26 protein-coding genes and 2 pseudogenes are annotated in these 24,265 nt (G+C 59.2%); 12 read left to right on the top strand and 16 right to left on the bottom strand.

What is annotated here, in order from left to right; all coding sequences use genetic code 11:
- The first annotated feature begins 175 nt into the window (after positions 1-175).
- Positions 176-736, top strand: a complete 561-nt coding sequence (locus JCM12296_RS12320; RefSeq protein ID WP_054693255.1) for a hypothetical protein — start codon at positions 176-178, stop codon at positions 734-736.
- A gap of 21 nt (positions 737-757) precedes the next feature.
- On the opposite strand, the gene JCM12296_RS49025 is transcribed toward JCM12296_RS12320, so the two are convergent.
- Both JCM12296_RS49025 and JCM12296_RS49020 read right to left on the bottom strand, forming a co-directional pair.
- Entirely contained in the window at positions 758-1,657 is a 900-nt protein-coding gene (locus JCM12296_RS49025) for a sigma-54 interaction domain-containing protein (protein ID WP_306304013.1), read from the bottom strand.
- Positions 1,654-2,280: a GAF domain-containing protein gene (locus JCM12296_RS49020; protein WP_306304012.1), complete on the bottom strand. Its 627-nt coding sequence runs from the start codon at positions 2,278-2,280 to the stop codon at positions 1,654-1,656. The genes JCM12296_RS49025 and JCM12296_RS49020 overlap by 4 nt, the downstream gene beginning before the upstream one ends.
- 354 nt (positions 2,281-2,634) lie before the next feature.
- On the opposite strand from JCM12296_RS49020, the gene JCM12296_RS12310 reads away from it, so the two are divergent.
- Positions 2,635-3,810 carry a DNA polymerase IV gene (locus tag JCM12296_RS12310; protein ID WP_213182385.1) on the top strand — a complete coding sequence of 392 codons (1,176 nt, stop codon included), beginning with the start codon at positions 2,635-2,637 and terminating at the stop codon, positions 3,808-3,810.
- A 9-nt stretch (positions 3,811-3,819) separates the two neighbouring features.
- Here JCM12296_RS12310 and JCM12296_RS12305 read toward each other — a convergent pair whose 3' ends face one another.
- The 3 genes from JCM12296_RS12305 to JCM12296_RS12295 are packed head-to-tail and all read right to left on the bottom strand — an operon-like array spanning position 3,820 to position 7,655.
- Positions 3,820-5,787 carry a transglutaminase TgpA family protein gene (locus JCM12296_RS12305; RefSeq protein ID WP_054693252.1) on the bottom strand — a complete coding sequence of 656 codons (1,968 nt, stop codon included), beginning with the start codon at positions 5,785-5,787 and terminating at the stop codon, positions 3,820-3,822.
- Between the two features lie 3 nt (positions 5,788-5,790).
- Positions 5,791-6,735 carry a DUF58 domain-containing protein gene (locus JCM12296_RS12300; protein ID WP_054693249.1) on the bottom strand — a complete coding sequence of 315 codons (945 nt, stop codon included), beginning with the start codon at positions 6,733-6,735 and terminating at the stop codon, positions 5,791-5,793.
- Positions 6,732-7,655, bottom strand: coding sequence for an AAA family ATPase (locus tag JCM12296_RS12295; RefSeq protein WP_054693246.1), 924 nt, complete (start codon positions 7,653-7,655; stop codon positions 6,732-6,734). The genes JCM12296_RS12300 and JCM12296_RS12295 overlap by 4 nt, the downstream gene beginning before the upstream one ends.
- Positions 7,656-8,157: 502 nt before the next feature.
- On the opposite strand from JCM12296_RS12295, the gene JCM12296_RS12290 reads away from it, so the two are divergent.
- Positions 8,158-9,114 carry an ABC transporter substrate-binding protein gene (locus JCM12296_RS12290; protein ID WP_054693243.1) on the top strand — a complete coding sequence of 319 codons (957 nt, stop codon included), beginning with the start codon at positions 8,158-8,160 and terminating at the stop codon, positions 9,112-9,114.
- Complete coding sequence (locus tag JCM12296_RS12285; RefSeq protein WP_054693240.1) at positions 9,104-11,179, top strand: PAS domain S-box protein; 2,076 nt, start codon at positions 9,104-9,106, stop codon at positions 11,177-11,179. Before JCM12296_RS12290 ends, JCM12296_RS12285 begins: the two co-directional genes overlap by 11 nt.
- Positions 11,180-11,205: 26 nt before the next feature.
- On the opposite strand, the gene JCM12296_RS47435 is transcribed toward JCM12296_RS12285, so the two are convergent.
- The 9 genes and pseudogenes from JCM12296_RS47435 to JCM12296_RS12250 all read right to left on the bottom strand — a co-directional run bounded on the left by JCM12296_RS47435 (position 11,206) and on the right by JCM12296_RS12250 (position 16,990).
- The gene (locus tag JCM12296_RS47435) at positions 11,206-11,436 is read right to left on the bottom strand and encodes a TIM barrel protein (RefSeq protein WP_281491992.1); all 231 of its coding nucleotides are present in this window, start codon (positions 11,434-11,436) and stop codon (positions 11,206-11,208) included.
- Positions 11,437-11,513: 77 nt separating this feature from the next.
- Positions 11,514-11,939, bottom strand: a pseudogene (locus tag JCM12296_RS47430) (deoxyribonuclease IV); the annotation flags it as partial.
- Entirely contained in the window at positions 11,834-12,052 is a 219-nt protein-coding gene (locus JCM12296_RS44330) for a hypothetical protein (RefSeq protein WP_246804218.1), read from the bottom strand. The gene JCM12296_RS44330 and the pseudogene JCM12296_RS47430, both read right to left, overlap by 106 nt.
- A gap of 35 nt (positions 12,053-12,087) precedes the next feature.
- Positions 12,088-12,258 (bottom strand): YheU family protein, encoded by a 171-nt coding sequence (locus tag JCM12296_RS12275; protein WP_246804216.1) that lies wholly within the window; start codon positions 12,256-12,258, stop codon positions 12,088-12,090.
- An 84-nt stretch (positions 12,259-12,342) separates the two neighbouring features.
- Complete coding sequence (locus JCM12296_RS12270) at positions 12,343-13,047, bottom strand: phosphoribosylanthranilate isomerase (protein WP_054693237.1); 705 nt, start codon at positions 13,045-13,047, stop codon at positions 12,343-12,345.
- A pseudogene (locus JCM12296_RS12265) lies at positions 13,041-13,852 on the bottom strand (indole-3-glycerol phosphate synthase TrpC). The gene JCM12296_RS12270 and the pseudogene JCM12296_RS12265 overlap by 7 nt, the downstream one beginning before the upstream one ends.
- A gap of 10 nt (positions 13,853-13,862) precedes the next feature.
- Positions 13,863-14,882 carry an anthranilate phosphoribosyltransferase gene (gene trpD / locus JCM12296_RS12260; RefSeq protein WP_054693234.1) on the bottom strand — a complete coding sequence of 340 codons (1,020 nt, stop codon included), beginning with the start codon at positions 14,880-14,882 and terminating at the stop codon, positions 13,863-13,865.
- A gap of 21 nt (positions 14,883-14,903) precedes the next feature.
- Positions 14,904-15,485, bottom strand: a complete 582-nt coding sequence (locus JCM12296_RS12255) for an anthranilate synthase component II (RefSeq protein ID WP_054693231.1) — start codon at positions 15,483-15,485, stop codon at positions 14,904-14,906.
- Positions 15,482-16,990 (bottom strand): anthranilate synthase component I family protein, encoded by a 1,509-nt coding sequence (locus JCM12296_RS12250; RefSeq protein ID WP_054693228.1) that lies wholly within the window; start codon positions 16,988-16,990, stop codon positions 15,482-15,484. The genes JCM12296_RS12255 and JCM12296_RS12250 overlap by 4 nt, the downstream gene beginning before the upstream one ends.
- 582 nt (positions 16,991-17,572) lie before the next feature.
- On the opposite strand from JCM12296_RS12250, the gene JCM12296_RS12245 reads away from it, so the two are divergent.
- Positions 17,573-18,247 carry a response regulator gene (locus JCM12296_RS12245; protein WP_083456092.1) on the top strand — a complete coding sequence of 225 codons (675 nt, stop codon included), beginning with the start codon at positions 17,573-17,575 and terminating at the stop codon, positions 18,245-18,247.
- Between the two features lie 173 nt (positions 18,248-18,420).
- Here the strand turns inward: JCM12296_RS12245 and JCM12296_RS12240 are convergent, their stop codons facing one another.
- Together JCM12296_RS12240 and JCM12296_RS44325 are read right to left on the bottom strand one after the other, a co-directional pair.
- Complete coding sequence (locus tag JCM12296_RS12240) at positions 18,421-19,431, bottom strand: hypothetical protein (RefSeq protein WP_246804214.1); 1,011 nt, start codon at positions 19,429-19,431, stop codon at positions 18,421-18,423.
- Positions 19,398-19,667 (bottom strand): hypothetical protein, encoded by a 270-nt coding sequence (locus JCM12296_RS44325; RefSeq protein ID WP_246804212.1) that lies wholly within the window; start codon positions 19,665-19,667, stop codon positions 19,398-19,400. Before JCM12296_RS44325 ends, JCM12296_RS12240 begins: the two co-directional genes overlap by 34 nt.
- 145 nt (positions 19,668-19,812) lie before the next feature.
- On the opposite strand from JCM12296_RS44325, the gene JCM12296_RS12235 reads away from it, so the two are divergent.
- The 7 genes from JCM12296_RS12235 (at position 19,813) to JCM12296_RS47420 (ending at position 24,221) form a co-directional block, all read left to right on the top strand.
- Positions 19,813-20,400 carry a TetR/AcrR family transcriptional regulator gene (locus JCM12296_RS12235; protein WP_054693225.1) on the top strand — a complete coding sequence of 196 codons (588 nt, stop codon included), beginning with the start codon at positions 19,813-19,815 and terminating at the stop codon, positions 20,398-20,400.
- Positions 20,401-20,467: 67 nt separating this feature from the next.
- Positions 20,468-21,229: a response regulator gene (locus JCM12296_RS12230; protein WP_054693222.1), complete on the top strand. Its 762-nt coding sequence runs from the start codon at positions 20,468-20,470 to the stop codon at positions 21,227-21,229.
- 45 nt (positions 21,230-21,274) lie between these two features.
- Positions 21,275-23,077, top strand: coding sequence for a sensor histidine kinase (locus tag JCM12296_RS12225; protein ID WP_054693219.1), 1,803 nt, complete (start codon positions 21,275-21,277; stop codon positions 23,075-23,077).
- Entirely contained in the window at positions 23,070-23,453 is a 384-nt protein-coding gene (locus tag JCM12296_RS12220) for a sensor histidine kinase (protein ID WP_054693217.1), read from the top strand. Before JCM12296_RS12225 ends, JCM12296_RS12220 begins: the two co-directional genes overlap by 8 nt.
- On the top strand, positions 23,408-23,725 hold the full coding sequence (locus tag JCM12296_RS12215; protein WP_157067566.1) for a hypothetical protein: 318 nt from the start codon (positions 23,408-23,410) through the stop codon (positions 23,723-23,725). The genes JCM12296_RS12220 and JCM12296_RS12215 overlap by 46 nt, the downstream gene beginning before the upstream one ends.
- Positions 23,726-23,788: 63 nt before the next feature.
- Positions 23,789-23,998, top strand: coding sequence for a response regulator (locus JCM12296_RS47425; RefSeq protein WP_281491991.1), 210 nt, complete (start codon positions 23,789-23,791; stop codon positions 23,996-23,998).
- Positions 23,967-24,221 carry a response regulator gene (locus JCM12296_RS47420; protein ID WP_281491990.1) on the top strand — a complete coding sequence of 85 codons (255 nt, stop codon included), beginning with the start codon at positions 23,967-23,969 and terminating at the stop codon, positions 24,219-24,221. The genes JCM12296_RS47425 and JCM12296_RS47420 overlap by 32 nt, the downstream gene beginning before the upstream one ends.
- Positions 24,222-24,265 lie beyond the last annotated feature (44 nt).

Raw genomic sequence — 24,265 nt, 5'->3', positions numbered from 1 at the left:
GGGCTCTTTACGAATCCGTCGGAAATGAGACTTTTTACGAATGCATCAAAAATAACCTTGGTTAAAAAATCATACAGCTTTTCCAATACCGACCGATAATGGGGATAGTCATCAACAACACGACAGATAAAACCAGACCGCGCAACCATCACGCCAGACAAGACTGACAATCCGCATGACGGCAAGTTCTCACAATCCGATCACATCGTTAAACAACACGCGCGGCGGAGCCGCAGGAATCCTGATCGTCCTGATCCTGGTGCTGGCCGCTGCCGGTGGGGGCGGATTCCTCGCCTACACGAAATATTACAAAAAGGAACCGTTGCGGACCAGCCTCGGTGCCGTCAAAATGAAACCGGAAATCATCCGCTTTGTCCACGACACGGTCTCACCGGCGTTGTATCAAAATCTCATCACGATAGATGACATCATCGTGATGATGAATAAGGAACGTGATCGCTTGAAGCGAATCGCCAAGCAGTTCCCCGATCAAGTCAGCATTACCGATTCCCGGACCCGGTCACTCGTGGAATCTCACGACCGCTTGGCGGCAACCCTTACCGATACGGCCGCCAGCATCGAAAAAATATATGTGACCTGGCTGGTGGACCGAACAAACGGCCGCGCCCAGATCAACACCCAGAGAGGCACCCTCACCCGTCGTCTGGCCGATGCCATTCGCGAAGAGAGCAATCTGGTCAGCCGCCTGCGTGCCAATCCGGACGTCGCGACCTGAAGACGTCTCGCTGATTCGGACTTAGCGATAGGTTCGATAATCCACCCCGAACTTCTTCGCCTTATAGGCAAATTTGCGCACTGTCGTTTTAAGGACCTCCGCCGCCAGGGTAATATTGCCGCGGGTATTCTTGAGGGCGTCGATGATCATCTCCTTTTCCAGGGCAGCCACGGCATCCTCCAGGGAAAGATCCGGCAGGGTCCCACTTTCCCTTCCCGTTTGCAACGACGGCGGCAGGTGGTAGCTGTGGATCGCCCCTTCCTCACAGAGAAGCACGGCGCGCTCGATGCAGTTCTCCAACTCGCGGACGTTCCCCGGCCAATGATAGGCCATAAGCATGTCGATGGCCGGGGTGGAAAGTCGCTTGACCTCGCGCCCGTTCTCATCGGCATAGCGCTCCAGAAAGAAATCGGCCAAGAGCAGGATGTCGGTCTTGCGTTCCCGCAGGGGAGGCATGTAGATGGGAAACACATTGAGTCGATAGTACAGATCACCGCGAAAGGTTCCCTCATCGACGGCCTGCTCCAGGTTCTTGTTGGTTGCCGCAATGATGCGGACATCGACCTTGAGGGTTTTGTGGCCGCCCACGCGTTCGAACTCCCGTTCCTGAAGCACCCTCAGCAGACGCACCTGCACGTCGGGCTCGATGCTGCCGATTTCGTCCAGGAAGATTGTGCCCTTGTGGGCCAATTCAAAACGCCCCGGCTTCTGCTTGACCGCGCCGGTGAAGGCCCCCTTTTCATGGCCGAAGAGCTCACTTTCGATCAGGTTGTTGGGAATCGCCGCGCAGTTGACCTTGACAAAAGGGGCTTTGGAACGATTGGAATTGTAGTGGATCGAGTTGGCCACCAGCTCCTTGCCGGTACCACTCTCCCCGCGAATCAGTACCGTGGCATGGCTGCGTGACACCTGGCTGATCATCTGAAAGACTTCCCGCATCTTGTTGCTGTTGCCGATGATGTTGTTGATGCGGTACTTGTTTTCCAGCTCGTCGCGCAGGCGTTTGTTCTCGTCCCGCAGGCCTCTTTCTCCAGCTGGATGGTTTCCAGGTTGATGGCATGCCGGGCCAGCATGGTGGCCACCACGGAGACCAGCTTGGTTCCCTCCTCCAACGAGTATTCTGGATCATAGGCGCGATCGACGCTGAGCGCCCCCACCACCCGCGTGCCCTTCTGAACCGGCACACAGATAAAGGAAATCTCGCCCATGTCTTTCATTTTGCGCGAGGCCGTACGGTTGAGGAAGAGCGGCTCCTCGCTGATCTTGGGAATGGCAACGGCCTCACCGGTTTCGATCACCCGTCCGATGATCCCCTCGCCCAATTTGTATTTCACCCGCTCCATGGCGCTTTTTGATAGGCTGTGGGCCACTTCGATGCTGATTTCGTTACGCAACGGATTGAGAATCGAGATGGTGCCCCGTTCCATCTGCAGGGCCGTGGAGAGGATGTCGAGCACTTTGTACATCGACTTTTTCAAGTCCAAGTGCTCGTTGAGGGCATTGGAAATCTCGTAGAGGAGGGTGATCTGTTCAATGGTCTTCATCGTCGTGTCCTTTTTACCGCCTCGCGCAGCAACGCTTAAATTGTATAGCCGCATGCTGCTTACAACATTTTTGTAAAGTCTGGCAAGCCTGGAAGTATATTTAGGTCATTAAAATCCAAACCACCTGCTCAACAGGTGGTCCAGAACAGATTCAAGCGTGGCCTGCTGCAGGACACAAACCATTTGATAACAAACCGTTGTGTATATCTCGGACGGATTTTTAGCCGCAACCGGCAAAGGCCCGCCAGTCTACAAAAGTGCAACAAACACCGCGCGGTGTTTTGTTGCCAAATGAATGGACCGGCCCTTTGCGCCGATCTTGAAAGCCGGTGACGAACGCTGTAAAGTGCCCCCATGATCATGCACATCGATATGGATGCCTTTTTCGCCTCCGTGGAACAGCGCGACAACCCGGACCTGGCGGGCAAAGTCCTGGTCGTGGGCGGCGCGTCGGACCGCGGCGTTGTGGCAGCGGCCAGCTACGAGGCCCGCCGCTACGGTATCCACAGCGCCATGCCCATGTTCATGGCCAGGGCGCGTTGCCCGCATCTGGTCATCGTGCCCCCCCGCAAGCAGCGCTACAGCGAGGTATCGCGATCGATCATGGCGATTCTGGATGATTATTCGCCGGTGGTGGAGCAGGTTTCCATCGATGAAGCCTATCTGGACGCCGCCGGTTGCCAACGTCTTTTCGGTCCACCCGAAGCCATGGCGCGGGCAATCAAAGCCGAAATCCGCCAAAAACAGGCGCTGACCTGCTCCATCGGCGTGGCCCCCTTGAAATTCCTGGCCAAAATCGCCTCGGACATGCACAAACCCGACGGTTTGACGGTGATTTTCCCGGAAGAAGTTGCCGAGCGGATCGCCGTGTTGCCCATCGAAAAAGTACCCGGGGTGGGCCGCAAGGCCCGCCAACAGCTCAGCCGCCTGGGCATCCGACAGCTGGGCGATGTCTGTCGTTTCAAGCCCGTCCAACTGACCGAACGACTGGGCAAATTCGGCCACCGCCTGATGGAACTGGCCCAGGGGCGGGACGCAACCCGCGTGACGGTCCATGCACCCGCCAAGTCCATCTCCAGCGAATGCACCCTGCCCGCCGATACCCGCGATCGAGGCGTGTTGCGCCGGCATCTTCTCTCCCAGAGCCAGGAAGTGGGACGCCAGCTGCGCCGCCAAGGGTATCTGGCCCGCACCATCACCCTTAAATTGAAACAGTCTGATTTCAGGCAGCTGACGCGCAGTTTCAGCCTGACACGCCCCAGCCACGCATCGGAAACGATCTTTCGCACGGCGGCGGCCCTGTTGGACCAGCAGTCGTTGGAAACGCCCATCCGACTGATCGGCGTGGGGGCCTCGGCGCTGGTCGGCGACACCACGCCGCAGCAGGTCAGTCTCTTTGAAAGCCGGGAGCACCAGGCCACGGGATGGGAAAAGGTGGATCGCGCCGTGGATCGCATCACCGCACGATTCGGCCAATCGGCCGTCCACCGCGGAAGCCTTGATCCACCAGAGGATATCGGCAGGGATTGAGGTTCAGGGTCAATCTACGGGTTCGACCTTTTGCCTGGATTTGGCAAGAAGCCGCCGGGGATGAAAGTGGCGGACCTCACGGCGGAAATCCTTCAACAATGCCTTTCGGCCGTCACGGCTGTACCGCAGGGCAACATATCCCGCAATGATCCCATCCACCGCCGGTTTGAGTGCCGGCGCCCGTCGCCCCACCTTGCCGGCATACGCCAGGGGGCCTTCGTGCGGCGCCTTGGGAAGTCCCGCGTGCCGCATTTTCACCAGGAAGCGGTAGTAAGTTCTCAGCGGCACATCCCCGGTCGGCTTAACCGGCCGGTTCCGGATTCGGCTGACCAGTGCCAGGACGATGACGAAAAGAACCGGAAGCACCCCGACCACCAGCCAGCGGGTCTGTCGTCCCACAACGACCCCCAGGCGCTTCAGCAAGGCCACCTGATCTTCAGCGGAAAAGCCCATGAACCACATGTTCCAGCGGATGTTGACGGCCTCCCAGGTCTCACGGGCGAGGGTCTGCCAACGACGTATCAGCCGGACACCAACCCCCTGGGAAAGACCGGCCGGATCATCTCGCGTACCGCCGGCGGCAATCCGTTCGGGCGCCACAACGGCGGTCGGGTCAACGCGCGTCCATCCTTTTCCGGGCAGCCACGCCTCACACCAGACATGCGCATCGGACTGACGCACACTGAGGAATTCACCCATGGCGTTCCATTGACCGCCCTGGTATCCGCCGACCAGACGCGTCGGGACGCCGGCTGCCCGCAGGAGCACGGTAAAGGCCACGGCAAAATGTTCGCAAAACCCTTTGCGCCCCATGAAAAGAAAATCGTCCACCGCATCGGCGCCCAAGGGGCCGGGCTGCAACGAATAGACGAATCCCGAAGTCCTGAAAAAATCCAGCGCGGCCGTCACGATGGTCTCGGGGGTCTTTATGCTTTGCGCCCATTCTCGCCCGAGGGCAAGTGCACGGGGATTACGCCCCTCGGGCAGTTGCCGGTAACGGGGGTCGGGAAACGGCGTGGCGTCCTGGCGGGCATCGACCCATGAGACGGCCCGGTAGCGTAAACGCTGTCGAACGGGGCGGCGGGTTTCCAGCGTGTAGTCGTCTCCGATAACGGCAACCGGGTCGGCTGTCTGGGGCAGATCCAGGGCAAAGAGATGGCGCTGGCCGGTGGGTTCCATGACAACGGTATAGGCCGACCGGGTTGTTCCGCCAATTAGGGGGCGTCGCGGGTGGCGATGACGCTCGGGATACCAGGTCTGACCGTCGAAATCACGAAAAACGATCCCCCGCCAATAAAGCTTTTCCGGCCTTGGCGGTGCGGCGTCAAAGGTAACCGCAAAGGCCGGTGCATCGGTCAGGGCGAGGCGTGAGACGTCCCCCATGCGAATGGTGCTGGAAAAGCCGGAAACGCCCTGACGGTTCCAGGGAGAGCTCCAGAAACTCCCCGGAAGTCGTGGAAAAAGCAGAAACAGCAGCACCATCAAGGGGATCGCCGTACCCACCAAGCGAGCGGCCAGGCGCAACTGGGCGGCGGTCGCCCCGGCGGGATGGTTGACCCGTACCAATACGCCGGTGGTGACCCAAACCGACAGAAAAAGGTAAATCGTCATGGAAAGGTTTTCAAAAACGAACAAGCTGGTAATCACCAGAAAGTACGCCAGAAAAACCGTTACCATGCTGTCCCGCCGGCTGCGCACCTCCAGGGGTTTCATCCCGGCCATGACTGCCAGCAGCACAATGAAGTCTCCCCCGTCAAAGCGCAAACCGGCGGATACCAGGACGCCCAGCATGCCCACGGCAAAGCCGGCGAACCGGACCCAAGGCGGCAACCCCGGCCATCCCCGCCGATCGGCGGCCAGACAGTAGGTCCAACAGAGAATACACCAACCGATGGCCCATGCGGGCAGATGGAGGGCCAACGGCGCGGCAGCCACGGCCAGAGCAACGATCAGGGGGCGGATGGGCTGACGGAGCATGGTCTATTCACTCCCGAAGCAGGCCAAGGCCCGCAGACAGCGCCCGCGATGGGCCTCGCCGCTGGCCACGGGAATCGTCCGGCCGGACAGGGCCAACCCAAAGGGCCGTCGGTAATGATGGGCGCGCAAGACATGGTAACAAAGAATGGAGAGCTTCTTCTCCGTGTCGCTGCCGTCGATGCGGGCCAGATCCAGCAGCAGGGATTGGCCGGCCGGATCGGCAAATGTCTTGGTGTGCAGGCCGCGTCCACGCGAGAAGGCCTGCCAATGGATGCGTTGCGGCGCATCGCCCGCCTGGTATGCCTTGAGGCCCTGGAAATCATCGACGCCGGTCTGACCGCTCACTGGCCCGCCGCCATTGCCCGAACGGACGGGGTCAGCCACCAGCGGGCCGGACAAGGGCCGCGGGTAGACCAAACCGGTGACATTGGGGTGCAGACGCGCCCAGGCGCGGAACAATCCCAGGGGGTAAGTGCAGGTGACACGCAGCCAACCCGGCGAAAATTTCCCGCGTGCCGCCGTTGGGGCATTCACGCTGACCGTTTCCGCCGTGCCCTGCAAAAGATCCGCCAGGACCGGATCCTGCCCCTCGAAAAACCAGCCGACGCCCATCCGCGGCCGGTCGATATCGGCCAGCCGGATGAGAAACGGCATGCTTTCACCGGCAAAAACCGGTCGGGTGGAAACCTTTTCCAGACGCAGCCCGTAAAGCATCCGGTAGGTGTACAGCATGGTGGTAAGGCCCATGCCGCCCAACAGGAAGGTGAGCAAAAATCCCAGATTGTTGTTGTAATTGATCGAACCGATCAACATCGCGCCGATAACCACCAGATAGAGCAGGCCATAACGCGTGGGTACAATATAGATATTACGCAGCCCCAGGGTCACGGGCACGGTGGTGTTGCCGCCCACGAAGCGGTAGAAAAGATGGGCGATCACGCGACTCACGGAACGGCAACCTCCTGGAAAAGGAGGGCCAAGCGCGATGACGGAATCTCGCTCAGATCCTCTCGCGACCGCAACCGGTGACCCACCACATGGATCATGACGGCCTGCAGGTCTTCAGGGACGAGATAGTCCCGACCGCTGATCAATGCCCAAGCCCGGGCGGCCTGCATGAGCGCCAATCCCGCACGGGGCGAAAGCCCCATGTGGAAATGGGGGCTGCTGCGGGTGAATTCCAGAACATCCTGCAAGTAGTTCAAGAAGGCATCGGCGGCATGAACCTTTTCCACCTCGGCCTGCAAGGCCAGGACATCCTCTGGCGTCAGGCACTGCCCGAGGGTTTCCAGGGCCTGGTGCGGCTGCCGGTCGCCACTTAATAGACGCCGCTCCGCCGAGCGATCCGGATAGCCCAGTTCGATGCGCATGAGGAAACGGTCCAGCTGGGACTCGGGCAGCGAAAAGGTACCGGAGAGTTCCAGGGGATTCTGGGTGGCGATCACAAAGAACGGCGCGGCCAGGCGGCGGGTTTTGCCGTCACTGGTCACCTGGCGTTCCTCCATGGCTTCCAGCAGCGCGCTTTGGGTCTTCGGGGTGGCGCGGTTGATCTCGTCGGCCAATAGCACTTGGGTGAAGATCGGCCCGGGGTGGAAGACAAACGCAGCCGTATTCTGATCGAAAATCGAGCTACCCAGAATGTCTCCGGGAAGCATGTCGCTGGTGAATTGAACCCGGCGGAACTTAAGGCCCATGCTTCGCGACAGTACCTTGGCCAGGGTTGTCTTACCGATTCCCGGGATGTCTTCAATTAAAAGATGCCCTTTTGCCAGAAGGCAGGTCAAAGCCATACGGATCTGATCGTTTTTCCCCATCACCACCCTGCCGATCTGATCGATAATGGTTTGAAAGCGGGGTTGAATGGTCATCTTCAGGTCACCTTCAGGGGTTACGGGCCGCGGTCTGGTGTCGCTGCCGGTTGGGTCCGAGATTATCACGAAATGTAAAATAAGGGTCCTTGCTCCAATTACCACAACCCATATCGGCATTTTGTTCCACGCCTGAAATGTTCATTGTTTTCCCCTCGCATCACAAAACAGCCTTGATCCCTGATTCTTTTCGCGCCTAAAATAAATCCAATCGAAAGCGCGGATGATTCATCAGATTTGCACTCACATGAAGTTCAACCAAGGGCCATCGAATTCAAGCGAACACCCCCCATGACACTGCCGCTCCACTCCGGCCCCAAAGTGACCACCCGGAGTGATCATCTGGAGTGACCATCTGGCCAGCCGGAATGGGTCGCCGAACATATCAGCGTTTTTCCGCGCCCAACACCTTTTCTTATCCAGAGGCAACGCGACCCATGCGGCATCCAAATTTCCAAAAATCCGGATTTGTTTTCATCCGTTAAGGCGATGTTCGGTTTTCATGATCGGGCTTCTCGTGGCGGTGGCGATGGTGAGCCAGCCCCTTTCAGCCGGAGCGATCCATCCGACTATGGAAACCGGCGAAGCGGCCATGCATGGAGATGCTTCCGACGCCTTTCTGCGCCCCATTGTCCTGCAGCTGGCCTGGCATCACCAGTTCCAGTTTGCCGGCTACTATGCCGCCGTTGCAAAAGGTTATTACCGGGATGCCGGTTTTCAGGTCACCCTGCTTGAGGGCCGACCGGGGTTGACGCCCACCGACAGGGTGGTCGCCGGCGAGGCTGATTACGCCGTGGGCCGTTCATCGGTGCTGCTCCACCGCATGCATGGCAAACCGGTCGTCGTCCTGGCCTGTATCTTTCAGCATTCGGCCAACATCTTCTTGGCCAAACGCGATTCGGGTATTCACAACCCCCAGGACATGATCGGGCGACGGGTCATGATGCTGGAGGGCGATGACGCAGCCGAATATCTGGCCATGTTTCGCAGTGAAGGGGTGCCCCTGGATAAAATCAGAATGATCCCCAGCAGCTTCGATATCAACGACCTGATTGAAAACAGAACGGATGTTTTCAATGCCTATTCGACCAATGAGCCGTTTTATCTGATCAGCCGGAAAATTCCCTTCACGATCATCGATCCCAAAAATTATGGCATCGATTTTTACGGTGACTGCCTGTTCACGTCAGAAAGGGAAATCGAGCGTCACCCGCAAGCGGTCGCCGATTTTCGTGAAGCCTCCCTGCACGGGTGGCAGTATGCCATGGCCCATCCGGAAGAGATCATCGATCTCATCCGGAAGACCTATGGGACCTCGAAAAGCCGAGCCCATCTCCGCTTCGAAGCCCAGGCCATCCAGCGGCTGATGCTGCCGGATCTCGTCGAGATCGGGCACATCAACCCCCGGCCGCTGGCAGCACATCGCCGACACCTATATCAAGCTGGGCATGGCCGATAAAGGCATTTCGCTTGCAAAATTCATCTACAATGCCTATCCCCAACCAAACCGCTGGGCTATCGGGGTCGCCGTCCTGCTGGCCTTGGGCGGTGGAATCGGTGCCATCCTGCTTTTCTTCCATAACCGCCGGCTACGGGTCGAGATCGAAGGCCGCAAGGACGCCGAAGAACGCGCCACCCGCTTCAGCGACCTGTTGGATGCGTCCTTGAACGAGATCTACATTTTCGCGGCGGACACCCTGCGATTCGTCAAGGTCAACCGAGGCGCCTGTCAGAATCTGGGTTACTCGGTCGAAGAGATGTTGATGATGACGCCATTGGATATAAAACCTGACTTTACGCCCGAATCGTTCGACGAATTGGTCGCCCCCCTGCGCTCCGGCGAAAAAGAAAAGATCCAGTTTTCAACGATCCATCGGCGTAAAGACGGCTCGCTGTATCCCGTGGAAGCCCACGTCCAATTGGCCTCGGCAGGTGACCCCCTATTCGTCGCCATCATGCTGGACATCACCGAACGCCAGGCAGCGGAGAAGGCCTTGCTGAAAGCGGCCCAGGAATGGCAAAAGACCTTCGACGCGAACAGCAACGCCATCTGGATCCTGGACCGCCACCAGCGTGTGCAACGGGCCAACAAGGCGGCCGAACGGCTTTTTCAACAGTCCGGTGAGAATATGCGGGGCCAGATCTGCTGGCGCATCGCCCATGGCACGGATCGCCCCGTGGACGCATGCCCGTTTCTTAAAGCCCAAAAAAGCCTGCACCGCGAAACCATGGACCTTCAAATCGGTGACGACTGGTTCGAGGTTGCCGCCGATCCGATCCTGGACGCCGACGGTCATTTTACCGGCGCGGTTCACATCGTCAACAACATCAGCGAACGTGTCCGGTCGGAACGGGAACGGGAGAAGATACAGGCCCAGTTCATGCAGGCCCAGAAAATGGAGTCCGTCGGAAGGCTGGCCGGCGGCGTGGCCCATGACTACAACAACATGCTCAGCGTGATCATGGGTTACACGGAACTCGCCCTGGAAAAGACCCTGCCGGACGACGCGCTGCACATGGATCTTAGGGAAATCATGCGGGCCGCCAAACGATCGGCGGACATCACCCGCCAACTGTTGGCCTTTGCCCGCCAACAGACCGTCGCCCCCCGGGTACTGGATCTCAACGAGACGATCGAAAGCATGCTGAAAATGCTTCGACGCCTGATCGGCGAGGACATCGATCTGGTCTGGCAACCCAAAGCGGACATTTGGCCGATCAACATCGACCCGTCACAAGTCGATCAAATTCTGGCCAATTTATGCGTCAATGCCCGGGATGCGATCACCGACGTGGGCAGAATCAGCATCGCGACCGATACCGTGAGCTTTGATCAGGATGACTGCGCCGTGCACAAAAACATTTCTCCCGGTGACTTTGTCCGCCTGATGGTCAGCGATGACGGCTGCGGCATGGATCAAGCGACTCTGGAAAATATCTTCGAGCCTTTTTTCACCACCAAGGAGATGGGCAAGGGAACCGGTCTAGGGTTGGCCACCGTCTACGGGATCGTCAAGCAAAACGATGGTTTTATCAATGTTTACAGTGAACCCGACAAGGGGACGACCTTCAAGATCTACCTGCCCCGCGACACCAGCAAGGTCATGCGCGAGGATCGCGCGGCACCCACGACAACACCGCTGGGCAACGGCGAAACCATCCTGTTGGTCGAAGACGATGCATCGATCCTGAAACTCAGCCGCAGAATGCTCGAAAATCTCGGGTACACGGTGATCGCCACGAACGATCCGATACGGGCCCTGGCACTTGGCCGGGAACATGCGGGGCAGGTCGATCTCTTGATCACCGACGTGGTCATGCCCGCGATGAACGGCCGAGATCTCTCTCATCAGCTCAACCCGCACTGCCCCGGCCTCAAGACGCTTTTCATGTCCGGCTACACAGCGGACGTGATCGCCCATCGGGGGGTCCTGGACGACAAGGTCTGCTTCATTCCCAAACCCTTCTCGAAACAGGCACTGGCCGCGAAAGTCAGGGAAGTGCTGGAAAGCGACACTGCCTGACGGGTGCTTTTCGGCCAACACGATCCTCATCCGTTGCCGATCATGCCCTTGAGCAGCCGGATCTCCTCGGCCCAGCGGCTCTGGTCAGGGGTTTCCAGAATCAGGGGGATACCGTCGAAACGCGGATCGGCCATGATCCTGCGGAAGACCGCCAGCCCCAAGGCGCCCTCCCCCAGGCTGGCATGACGATCCACCCGGCTGCCCAGGGCCTTTTTGCCATCGTTGAGATGCAGCCCGCGAAGGTACGCAAAGCCCACCTCGGCATCGAACGCGCCAGGGTCTCCGCATAGCCCTCGCGGGTCACCAAATCGTAGCCGGCGGAGAATGTATGGCAGGTATCCAGGCAGACCCCCACCCGTGATTTGTCGGCCACCTTATCGATGATGGCCGCCAGGTGTTCGAAGCGGTGGCCCAGGTTGGTTCCCTGACCGGCGGTATTCTCGATCACCGCCGTCACCCCGCAGGTGGCATCGAGGGCCAGGTTGATGGACTCGGCGATGCGCGCCAGGCAGTCGGTGGCGCTGATTTTGTTCAGGTGGCTGCCCGGATGAAAATTGAGATACATCAGGCCCAGCTGCTCGCAGCGCCGCATTTCATCGATAAAAGCCGCACGGGATTTTTCCAGTCCCAGTCGTTCCGGATGGCCGAGGTTAATCAGGTAGCTGTCATGGGGCAGGATCCGGTCCGGGGGATAGCCGGCGGCCCGGCAATTCTCCTTGAATGCGCGGATAGCGTCTCGCTCAGCGGTTTGGCCGTCCACTGGCGCTGGTTCTTGGTAAACAGGGCAAAAGCCGTGGCATCGATGGCCCGGGCGTTCAGCGGGGCGTTGGCCACGCCGCCGGCGGCACTCACATGGGCGCCGATGTATTTCATGACAGGGTTCCTCGCGAATCGGGATCGGCATTGGGTCAGGCTCGGACGATGGTTTTCAGCGTATCGGCAGGCACGATATTGCAGGTTTGGCGACGGTTGTCAAAAACGATCACCGCCGTTCCATCGTCCAATTGCCGTCTCACCATGGCGGCATTCTCGACCAGCGACCCCCGGGTATAGCCCGAATCGGTGCCATCGCGGGTCACGAACTCCTCGATCAGCCGGTCAAGGCTTCAGGGCTGAGCTGGCGGTGGGGAATGATGAGCAGGTCATCGGCATCGGGCATGGGATCAACCCTTTCGTGGACGAAACACCTGAGACGAGCGAAATGAATCGTCAGGCGCCGCGATGCGGTTTACGGCCTCAAGCAGTCGGGCGACCTTATCCGGGTCCTTGCGACCCGGCGACGCCTCCACACCCGAACTGAGGTCGATGGCCGCCGGCCTCGCGGCCTGAATCGCTGTGGCTACATTTTCGGGATCCAAGCCGCCGGCCAGGACCAGGGGATACTGCCGCCCGAATTCCCGGGCTGCGGCCCAATCCCAGGTCATGGCGTTGCCGCCGGGCAGGGGTCCCTTGGCGCATTCCACCAGAAAGGCATCCACCTTATAGTTGCGCCCCTCTTCCAAGTCGGGCCGACCACCGACAAAGAGGGCCTTGATCACCCCCACGCCCGCGGCCGTCAACCGTTCGGTCAACGCCGGTGTCTCCCGGCCGTGCAGTTGGGCCATGGAGAGACCGCAGCCGCTTACCCGTGCCATGATGGTCTCGAAGTCGGCATCGACGAACACGCCCACGGCCGCCACCGACGATGGCAGGGCCGCCACAACGGCACGCGCCTGGTCATCGCTGACGTGGCGCGGGCTTTTGGGGTAGAAGACCAGACCGATGGCATCGGCACCCAGCCGGGCACAGGCGACCGCCTCGTCGGGGCGGGTCAGGCCGCAAATTTTCACCTGGAGCGGCCGGGACGGGGATTCCGGATGCGTCAGCATGTCTTCTCCTCTCGACCGGCACCGACCAATCCGCGGATGAACCCGGCCGGGTCGGCCGCACGCACGATGCTCTCCCCCACGAGGAAATTGAAAATTCCGGCCGACAGGTTGCGCTTCACATCGGCGACGCCGGCGATTCCCGAAGCGGCCACGGGGACCTGGTGTGCCGTTAGTCGGGAGACCAGCTCCAGGGCCACGGCCAAATCGGTTTCAAAGGTGCTCAGGTTACGGTTGTTGATGCCCACCAGCCGGGCGTCGGTAGCGGCCACGACAAGGGCATCCGCCGGTGAATGAATCTCCACCAGGCGTCCATGCCCAACTCACGGCACAAATGATAAAGCTGAGCGAGTTTTTCGGGGGTCAAAATCCGGGCGATGAGCAAAATCGCATCGGCGCCGGCGGCCGCCGCCTCGTAAACCTGGTAGCGGCTGATGATGAACTCCTTGCGCAGCACGGGCAGGTTGCAGGCCGCCCGCGCGGCCGTGAGATCGTCCAGGCACCCCTTGAAGAAAGGACCGTCGGTAAGCACGGAGACCGCCGCCGCGCCTCCCGCCTCATATCGGGCGGCCATGTCTGCGGCATCCAGGTCCGGGCAGATATCCCCCTTGGAGGGCGAGGCACGCTTGATTTCGGCGATGATGTTCACCCCGCCCGCCCCCGGTCGGGCAAGACGATCGGCAAAGGGGCGAAAATCGGTTCTCCGGCCGGCCAACTCAACCAGCCGCGCTTCGGAGACGCGCTCGCGCGCCTGGGCGATATCCGCTTTTTTCTGCTGAACAATCGTGGTCAAAAAATTGGTCGCCATTACCGGGTTCCTATCCATTGTCGCGGGTGTAGGCCGCCAGGGCATTCAGTTTGTTCATGGCCGCGCCGCTGTCGATGGACGTCTCGGCCATGGCGATGCCTTCGGGCAGGTCGGCGGCTTTCTGGCAGGCCACCAACGCGGCGGCCGCGTTGAGCAGGACCACGTCCCGCCGGGGGCCTTTTTCACCACCTTCGAGGATGCTGCGGGTGATAACGGCGTTCTCCGCCGGATCGCCACCGGTCAGGCTCCCCGGTTCGGCCAGCCGGCCGAAGTACTGCTCGGGATAGATATCGTAGGTCCGGATGGCGTCGTTTTCCAACTGGGAGACCCGGGTGGGCGCGCACACCGAAATCTCGTCCAGGCCGTCCTGCCCGTAAACCACAAAGGCGCTTCTGGAGCCCAACAAGCGCAGGGCCTCGGCGAACATCTCGGTCAATTCAGGAGCATAGACGCCGATCAACTGGCAGTTGGCGCCGGCCGGGTTGGTCAATGGTCCCAGCATGTTGAAGATGCTGCGCAGGCCCACCTCGGCGCGTGCCTTGGCGGCGAAACGCATGGCGCTGTGGTAGAGCGGCGCAAAGAGAAAACCCACGCCGAGCGTCTGGATCGCTTCCTCGACCACTTCCGGATCGGTGTCCAGCTTGACGCCCAACTGCTCCAGTACGTCGGCGCTGCCGCACTTGGAAGAGACGCTACGGTTGCCGTGCTTGGCCACGGTAACGCCGCAGCCGGCCACCACAAAAGCCGTGGTCGTCGAGATGTTGAAGGTATGGCTCCCGTCACCGCCGGTACCCACGGTATCCACCAGTGGTGACGCGGCCACCTGGATGCGGTGGGCCTTCTTGCGCATGGCTCGGGCCGCGCCGACCAGTTCCATGAAGGTTTCGCCCTTGGTGGCCAGGGCAGCCATCATGGCCGCCACCTGGGTATCCGTGGTGCGGCCTTCGAAGATTTCGGTCATCATCTCCGCCATCTGGTCTTCACTCAAATCGGTGCGGCGAATGATGGTCGCCAGGTGTTGCTTGAACATGATCGCTTCTCCTTATCATCCTCAATTGTTGATTGCGGGAATCATCTTCAAAAAATTGCGCAGCAGCCGCTTGCCCACCGGGGTCATGATCGATTCGGGATGGAACTGGATACCTTCGGTGGGGTGCGTGCGATGCCGCAGCCCCATGATTTCGCCGTCATCGGCCGTGGCGGTGATCTCGAGGCAGTCGGGCAGGCTCGCCGGTTCCACCGCCAGGCTGTGGTAGCGCATGGCCTGGAAAGGCGCCTTGATCCCCTTGAAAACCCCCTGCCCGTCGGCGGTAACCATGGAGGTCTTGCCATGCATCAGCCGCTTGGCCGAAATGACCTTACCACCAAAGGCATGGGCGATGGACTGATGCCCCAGACAGACCCCCAGGATGGGAATCGTTCCGGAAAAACGTCGGATCACATCCAGGCTGACCCCGGCGGATTCGGGCCGGCCCGGGCCCGGCGAAATCACGATGGCCTGGGGGGCCATGGCCGCGATATCTTCCACGTCAATGGTGTCGTTGCGCTTGACCACCACGCCTTCACCGATCTGCCTGAGGTACTGCACCAGGTTGTAGGTGAACGAATCATAGTTGTCGATCATCAATATCATTTTGTGTTCGCCTCCCCTTGCCGGATCAGCTCCAAGGCCCGTTGAATGGCCATGGCCTTGTTGATGGTTTCCATGCGCTCGGTTTCCGGATCCGAGTCGGCCACGATGCCCGCGCCGGCCCGTACGGTGAGCATTCCGTTTTCGATGCAGGCGGTCCGGATCGTGATGGCCAGATCCATGTTGCCGCTGAAGGAGAAATAGCCCACGGCCCCGCCGTAGGGTCCCCGCGGACGCTGCTCCAGCTCGTCGATGATCTCCATGGCGCGGACCTTGGGCGCACCGGAAAGGGTGCCGGCCGGAAAGGAAGCCCGCAACAGATCCCAGGCGTCATATTCATCTTCGAGGTCACAGTTGATGTTGGAGACCAGGTGCATCACATGGGAATAGCGCTCCACCACCATCAGGTCGGTCACCTGCACCGTACCGGTGCGGGCCACCCGCCCCAGATCGTTACGCCCCAGGTCCACCAGCATCAGGTGTTCGGCCCGTTCCTTCTCATCGGCCAAGAGTTCCGCGGCCAGCGCCCGGTCGGCTTGTTCGCTGCCCCCCCGCGGTCGGGTGCCGGCGATGGGCCGCAGGGTGGCCACCCGGTTCTCCATGCGCACCATGGTTTCCGGAGAGGAGCCCACCAGGGCCAGTTCTTCGAAGTGGAAAAAAAAGAGATACGGCGACGGGTTGATGTAGCGCTGGGACCGGTAGACCGAAATCACATCCGCCGGGGCCTTGCACTGAAACGGCTGGGAGAGTACCGCCTGGATGATGTCGCCCTTCTGGATGTAATCCTTGGCCGCGGTCACATAGGATTTGAACGTTTCCGGGGCCAGCACCGGCGCAAGGGTCAAAGGGTTCTCCGGATCCGGTGCCACGGTATCGTTCACCGGTGCCGCCATACGTTGCTCCAAGGCGTCCAGACGGTTCAAAGCGGCGTCAAAGGCGGCGTCCGGATCGGTGCCCGCCTCAAGGAAGGCGATGGCCACGCAGATCAGGCTGTTGCGGATGTTGTCGAAAATGAGCAGTTCATCGCAAACGATGAAATGGGCCAAGGGGGCATCAGGCGGCAGCCGGTTGGGGATGCGCTCGAAAAAGGAGACCATTTCATAGGTGAGATAACCGACCAACCCGCCCCAGAAACGCGGCAGATCCGGCATTTCGGCCGGTCTGAAGCGCCGCATGAACGCCTTCAAGGCGGTCAGGGGATCCCCCTTGTGGGGGATATCCTCTTCCGCGCCATTGTTGGCGATACGGACGCAATCGGCAAAGACCTTGACGTGGGCCCGGGCGGATGTGCCGAGGAAACTGTAACGCCCCCATTTTTCGCCGCCCTCCACGCTTTCCAACAAAAAGATGGGCCGGCGGGGTCCCTGACCGTGATCATCGTAACACTTTTTAAGCAGCGATACCGGTGTTTCCATGTCCGCCAGGATTTCCCGGCAAACCGGAATCACATTGGCGGTCTTGGCCAGTTTGGCAAACTGCTCCCGAGGCGGGAATGCTTTCAGCTTCATCGACAAGACTCCTCATTTGTCCAAAAAAAAAGGTCGTGTGATTTCCACGACCCGCTGTACACGGTCGCGGGCATCGACCGGCCTGCCCGCAACGCTTTTTTCGATTTGGCGTGAACGAATCAGATCCGGCAGGCAAAGCGACACCACCCGTTGCGCCAGAGCCATCGCTGCGCCCGCAAAAAAATAGCCTCAAACGGTGGTATCGTCATCATGCCGGAATTCATCTCCATGCCTTAACCCGATGGTTTTCGGCTATCTGTAGGCGGTTTTGCAAAACCTGTCAAGATTTTTTGTTCTTATCGATAGAAACACCATACCCATCTCACCCCCCGGTCACAAGACCGACAAAGGCGTGCAAGTCCTCTCGAATAACGACGCAAAACGCGTGCGGGCACCGGACCCGTGGCCCACCCGTTGAGAATTGGCAACGGATTTGCTTCTCTAAAATGGACGGAGACAGAACGAATCTGATGCCGAAACCGTTGAGCGACACGTTTCAGGGCCAAAGGGACGTTGCCACACCCATCAAACGGGCATAATTTAAAATGATAGGATTTTCTCTAAACGGGTGAAGGTGCACAAATGGTAACCACAGTTACAAAAACGGACCCCTTGGATGCCCATCGGCCAGATGAGCCCTTGACGGAGCGACCCACCCGAATTCTCGTGGTCGAGGACGACCCCAATGTTTCCATGGTGCTCACGGCCCGGCTGGAAAGCCTGGGGTATGAAATTTGCGGCACCGCCGTATCGGGGCTGGCGGCCATCAGCGGGGTTTTCCGGCACCATCCGGACCTGGTGACCATGGACATCCTGCTCAAAGGGGACATGACCGGCATCGACGCCGCCCAAAAAATCGCCGAGAATTCAGATGTACCGATCATCTTCATGACCTGTCTCGCCGACCAGAAGATCTTCGAAAAGGCCGTCAAGACCAATCCGTACGGATACATCATCAAGCCCTACGACATCAACGAGCTCCGCTCCACCATCGAAATTGCCGTCATCAAACATCGTGCCGCCAAGGAGCGCGACTCCCTGATCGCCCAACTGCAAAAGGCTCTGGAAGAGGTAAAAACACTGAAGGGGTTGTTGCCGATCTGCGCCTCCTGCAAACGGATTCGCAACGATGAGGCCGGTACCTGGCAGGAAATCGAAGACTACATTGCCGCACACACCCAGGCCGATTTCAGCCACGGCATCTGCCCCGAATGTGCAAAGCGCCTCTATCCCGAACTGTATCGGAAGAAGGGGTAACGGATTCGTAACAAGCCCGATATCGGCGTTACGCGAATCCGTCGTCACTGCGGCGTACGCAAAAGTACGCCTCATTCCTTAAGGATTCGCAAGCCTTGATCTCGGGCTTGTTACGAATCCGTTGTTGAATCAGCGACTGTTTATGCGTTCATCGCATCATGGGCGTTGTTGCATTACATGCGGTGGACCGTCGGTTTGTCGTCGGCGTTGATGTGGATGCTCACCGTATCGCCGGTCTTAAAACCCACCTGCTTGAAAACACGGGCCACTTCCCGATGGCGCTCCACATTCCAGTAAACCGTCCACAGCGGGTTGCGCACCGTATCGATGCCGTAGGCGTCGTGACTGCACAGGTTGATGCGCACTTTGTCCTTGGCGATCAGGGTATCGGCTTCGGAAAGAAAAATATCGATCTGGTAGAGGTTGTTGTGCAGGACCTTGGACAACTGGGATTGCAAATCGGGCAGGTCGTCAAGGTAGTGATTGGCGATCTGGAAGAGTTCGACCGTATCCTGAATGGCCAGCCCCAGGACGGCGTAGCGTTGATGACGCAGGGCAAAATCCTCCAGGCTGGCTTCGTAGCCTTTGATAAAGGCAATCATCTTTGAAATGTCGATCTCACCCCCACCCTCTGCCTGCTCGCGCGCGTCCAACAGCTCCTCACACAGGGAGATCAGATCGATGTAAAATGTCCGGTTGTCCATGACGTATAATGGACGTTCCCGGTAATTGCGGCGCCGACGAATTCGGCGGACGCCGTCCAGCATGATGGCCTGGTAGTTCTCTTTTTCCTCAAGGATATCGATATTGGAGATATCCTTGGCCTGCACCACGTGGATCGTTCCATCGGCAGCAATAATATATTCGATTTCACAACGAAACCCAAGATACGCCTGAATGTCTTTGGAGAGTTGAACCAGGCGCCGGTCATGGGGTGTGCGGGTGATGTAGGGTTCGCTCTGCACCTTGTGAATCCGATCCCGCGAATACCCGAACTCCCAGTAACCGCAGAGCTTCTTGGCCATCACGCTGGATCCGTCGATAAACGGCATGACGATCACCCCCATCTGCTGCAAATCCAGTTCGGGTGCATGATTGAAATGCTGCTGGCGCAGGATGCTCAGTCGTTTACTGGTCGTGGCCAGTTTGATCATCTTGTTGCGTGCATAACGAATGCCGCCCACATCCGCGTAGGTTTCCAGTGAATCGAAGGTCCCCCCTTGAAATGGCGTTCCTGGGGATGGGCGCTGCGGGCAATCACCTTGAAACTCTCCCGGTGTTTCTCCAAAAAGGCTTCAAGCGCGGTAAAGTTCTCGCTGTCGAAATGCTGGGACGGGACATAAATGAAATCGGGAACGGCGAAGCCGCCCTGACGGAGTTTCTCCAGCAATTCAGCTTTTTCGGGAATGAGGTGGGGCATTCTGACGACTCCTTGAGACGACTCCTTGATAGGTTCTAAATGCGGTGACCCTGCAGGGGCAGCAATTGCGTATTGACAATCGGTATCAAACCCTTTAAAAAAAACCGACCGATCATTCGGTTGGCTTTTTCTCGATAGGTACCACATGTCTAAAAAGAATGCAATCCTTGCCACCGCCACGCGGCTCTTTTCGCGTAACGGATTCCAGGGCACCGCCGTGGCCGAGCTTTCCACATTGACCGGTGCGGCCACGGGGACGATCTTTCATCACTTTAAAAACAAGGAAGCGCTCTTCCTGCAGGTGTTGAAGGATGTCAAGGAAAGCCTCCTGGACCAGTTCGACCGGCACCGACAGCAACGCCTGCCGGGAGGCAGCGGACTGGCGCAGGTACTGGACGTGGTAAGCTTTTACCTGCATCTGGGCGGTACCATGGAAGATCAGTTCCTGATCCTGCACCGGCACTTTCCCTATCAGATGGCTGAAACCAGTCCGGTGTGCCGGGATCATCTGGCGTCGATCTACACCAGTCTGCTGGATATCTTCGAGGCGGGGATCCAAAAGGGACTGGAAGATGGCTCGGTCCGGCTGGACGATCCGCGCAAGACTGCCATGGTGCTTTTTGCCATGGTGGATGGCATCGTCCGGCTGAATACCTATCGGGTTTATGATGCCGGGGCGCTCTATGATAGTCTGATGACCGCCTGTAAGCGGCTGCTCGCCGGAGGGCCGTAACAACCATGATCAGACAGGTTCCGGCAAATGACAACGGGTGCTGTCTTCCCAATGAAGGAGGTTGAGGATGTCCGTCATTACCCTCTTCAGCGGCATTTTCTGCAACGCCGATGCCGTCGTCCGGGACCTCATGCAAAGCACCGGATATCCGCTGATCGACGATGACCGCATTGTCGCCATGGCTGCCGATCTTTCCGGTATGCCGGAAGGCAAGATCCGTCGTGCCTTTTCAGCCAAGACGTCGGTCTTCAACAAATTCACCCATGAGAAAGAATACTCCATCGCCTGCCTGCGCCTGGCCCTGGCCACCGAACTGGCCAGGGGACCGGCGGTGGTGTTCGGCGCCTGCGGTTTACTCCTGCCCCAGACCATCGCCCATGTCCTGCGGGTTTGCCTGATTGCCGAAACGCCCTACCGCATCGCCCAGGCCAGGGACCATTTGGGTCTCGACGAAGAAGAGAGCCTTCATCAAATTCACCGTGCGGATGCGGACAACGCCGCCTGGATCGACACCCTCTGGGGCATGGCGGACCCGTGGAACGAGTCCTTGTATGATTCGGCACTGGCACTGGTGGACGAGGATGAACCGGAAGTCATGATCATCGACCTGAAGATGCCGGGAATCGACGGCATGGAAATTCTCCGGCAAATCAAAAAGACCCGACCCCAAATCGAAGTCATCGTCCTCACCGGCCATGGGTCGGAACATGATCGCCAGCAGTGCATGGCCTTGGGCGCGTTTGCTTATCTACAAAAGCCGGTGGACATCGAAGCCCTGAGCCAAACATTGAAAATGGCCCATGCAAAAATTCGCCATGCCAACGACTGAGACCCGCCGGCCCCTATCGGCAACACCCTCTCGGAGATGCCGCCCATGTTGAATCTTTCCCGCTGGAAGCCCGGTTTCTGGGACTACCAGGATGCCGCCGCCGGCTCTGGAAGAGGTCGTTTCAGCTTCCGGGGAAAATGGCTGATGATCGTCATCTTCACCACCGTGGTGGCCCTGACGCCCCTTGTGGTGATGACCCTGGTGGACTATCGGCTGACCCGCCAGGCCTTTGCCTCGGAAGCCCGGATGACAATTTCCCGGACGGTCTCCAACACCTGGCGCAGCATCTCCTTCATCATCGCCCAGCGCCGGGCGGCCCTGCAGTTCGTCGCCCGGGACAATTCACCGGTCGACCTGACCGCTTCGGGACGGCTATCCACGATCCTCACCCACCTGCAACAGGACATGGGCGGGTTCATGGATCTGGCGCTGGTGGATGCCGATTGCCGCATCCAGGCCTATGCCGGCCCTCCCGGTGGGAAAAACCTTGCCATCCCGAGAAAAGATTGTTTCAACCGCGCGGCAGCCGAAGGGTATTTCATCAGTGATGTAACGCCCCGTTCAGATACCGGTCACCACCTGGTGATGGCCATCCGGCACAATCTGGCGAATGGCCGTTTCTTTTTTCTGCTGGCGACCCTGGATGCCGGTCTGATGGATGCGCCGGTGGCGCAACTGGCGACCGGGGGCGCTGACGATGCCTTCGTGATCAATGGTCAGGGCGTCCTGCAAACCCCCAGCCGGCATTTCGGCGGCCGGTTTGAAAAAATATCCCTGGCATTGCCGGCCGCCACCGGCCAAACCGAGGTGATCAGCACCGTTGATGCCGTCGGCAGGCCGATCCTGGTCGGGTTCGCCGCCATTCAAGGCAGCCCCTTCATCCTGGTCCTGGTGCGGCCGGCGTCGGGCATCATGGATCTGTGGCTCAAGCCGCGTCTGCGTTTGATTGGCTTTCTGATTTTCAGCATCGCCCTGATTCTGGGTTCTATTTTGGGAGGCGCCACCTACCTGGTGGACCGTTTGCACGCCGCGGACCGGCGTCGCGTACAGGCCCTGCACCAGGTCGAATATGCCAACAAAATGGCCTCCATCGGTCGTTTGGCATCCGGCGTGGCGCATGAGATCAACAACCCGCTGGACATCATCAACCAGAAGGCCGGCCTGATCAAGGATCTGTTTGTACTCAACCCGGAATGGGCCGGAAATGCGAAACTCATGGACCTGGTGGAGCATGTGCTGGCATCGGTTCAACGCTGCGGCACGATTACCCGGCGCCTGTTGGATTTCGCCCGGCACATGGAGTCGGCCATCGAGACGGTAAACATCGAGGCCATCATTCACCAGATCCTCGACTTCATGGGGAAAGACGCCGAACGGCGCGCCGTCGCCATGTCCGTCGTCGTGCATGGTTCGGTTCCCCTGTTCGAGAGCGATCGGGGCTGCCTGCAGCAAATTTTTCTCAATCTGATCAATAACGCTTTTGCCGCCATGCCGACCGGTGGCCGGTTGGAAATCGCCATCGGCTGCCCGGATGCATCCCGGGTCCGGGTCAGTGTCTCGGATACCGGACAGGGCATTGCCGAAGCGGACCAAAAACGGATATTCGAGCCATTTTTCTCCACTCGGCAGGGCCATGGCGGGACCGGCCTGGGGCTTTCGGTCACCTACGGTCTGGTGTCGGAAATGGGTGGCGAGATCACGGTTCAAAGCCAGTTACATGAGGGAACCTGTTTCACGGTCACCCTACCCCTGAAAACACACCCGCCGAAAATGGCGGCCGACGCCGCGATCGCTCCGCCCGCCGGCTCGACCGCCGACCCATCCACGGAGGACCATCCCGATGACTGAGGATCACCAGCAGGCCCTGGCCATTGAAGGAGTTCGCTTTTTCGGGGAAATTTCGGCATCCATTTCCCACGAGCTCAAAAATGTGCTTGCCATTGTCAACGAAAACGCCGGCCTGCTTGACGACATGGTCCGGATGAGTGAACAAGGCCTCTGCCTGGCACCGGAACGGGTGTCCCGGGCGGCCTTGTCGATCATCCGTCAGGTGGCCCGCGGCGACCGAATCATCAAGAACATGAACCGCTTTGCCCACAGTGCGGACCTGCCCAGGGAAGACCTGGATATCCGTGAGGTAGTCGATTTTATTCCGGAACTCACCGCACGCTGGTGGCCATGCAGGGAAACGCGCCCCAGATCAGCCTGCCGCCAGCCGCCGTGAGGGTTTACACAAATCGTTTTTTTCTGGAAAATCTGGTATGGGCTTGCCTGCGCCGGGCCCTGGGCGCATGCCCTCCCCAAGAGAGTCTCCGTATCGCGATCGAAGCCACCGAAACGGGGGCCTGCATCCGCTTTGGCGGACTCAACCCGGAAGCCCTTGCCGAGCCTTCCGAGGATTTTCCCAGCCCGCGTGAACGTCCGGTGATCGACATCCTCGGCGCCCAAATCACCACAGACCGGGAAAAAGGCGAAATTTGTCTTATCATTATATAAATTACAACGGATAACCCCATGGCCGGTGACCCGGACGATATCCGCTTCATGAAAGGAGAGAAAATGAAAGAACGTGTTTTGTTGGTTGATGACGAACCGGAATTTCTGGAAATCATGGCGGAGCGCATGCGCGCCCGCGACATGGACGTGACCACCTCCACCTCGGCCAGTGAAGCCCTGTCACTGATCGCCACCGAGTCATTCGATGCGGTCGTCATGGACTTCATGATGCCGGCCGGGTATGGACGGCATCGAGGCGCTCAAGGCGGTTAAGGAAAAGCGCCCGGAAATGCAGATCATCCTGCTCACCGGGCATGCTACCGTCGAAAAGGGCGTGGAAGCGATGAAGGCCGGTGCCTTGGATTTCGTGGAGAAACCGGCGGATCTGGACGCCTTGTCGGAAAAGATCAAAAAGGCCCAAAGCAAAAAGGCCATCTTCGTTCAAAAGCAGGCTCAGGAGAAGGTTATCGAAGTCCTGCGCAAGTTTGGCATGTAAGGCACGCACGCGCCCGCCATTCGAAGGCGCGGCCGGCATCCATC

Origin of the sequence: Desulfosarcina cetonica JCM 12296, from assembly GCF_001311845.1 — a bacterium.
Taxonomy (GTDB): domain Bacteria; phylum Desulfobacterota; class Desulfobacteria; order Desulfobacterales; family Desulfosarcinaceae; genus Desulfosarcina; species Desulfosarcina cetonica.
This window is presented reverse-complemented; position numbering and strand designations above follow the sequence as displayed.